Here is a 480-nt window from a genome sequence, read left to right on the forward strand (position 1 = left end):
TCATCAAGCCACGGGAGGGTTCTTGTATTTGAATCCATCTAAAACTATTACTTGAGGCTTTTGCAGGATCACGAGCCCTTGTGCGACAAGGGCTTTTTGAACATAGAGGAGGGCTTCGCCCTATCGCTCGGAAAGAAAATGGTACCCACATCCCATACCGAGGAAGGGAAGTCCAAAGTGTATGTTCGCCAAGCATGGCTTTTTCCTCGGGACATGGCTGGGAATCGAACAACTCGTGCGTAATTATCTGGCCAATGCGCAGATTCTGCTCAATACAATTACATCTCCAGACATACATATCAAGACTCGCAAGAACCAGTGGTCAGAGTGGGGCGCAGGTGGTAGAATCGGGTCAGAACATACGTACGGGGCGAGGTGTTCAGGGTGAACCTTGCAGAGTTCATGGCCCGCTTTGCAGATGAAAAAGCCTGTGAAGAGCACCTCATTAAGCTGCGGTGGAAGGATGGTTTCGTGTGCCCG

The 480-nt window shown here is 50.2% G+C and carries 1 protein-coding gene; it reads left to right on the forward strand.

The genetic code is table 11. The features are described from left to right. Positions 1-402: 402 nt before the first annotated feature. The coding region (locus J3481_RS14415; protein WP_206832812.1) for a transposase at positions 403-480 on the forward strand (78 nt) is incomplete at its 3' end.

It is taken from the genome of Alicyclobacillus fructus (assembly GCF_017329605.1).
GTDB classification, from domain to species: domain Bacteria; phylum Bacillota; class Bacilli; order Alicyclobacillales; family Alicyclobacillaceae; genus Alicyclobacillus; species Alicyclobacillus fructus.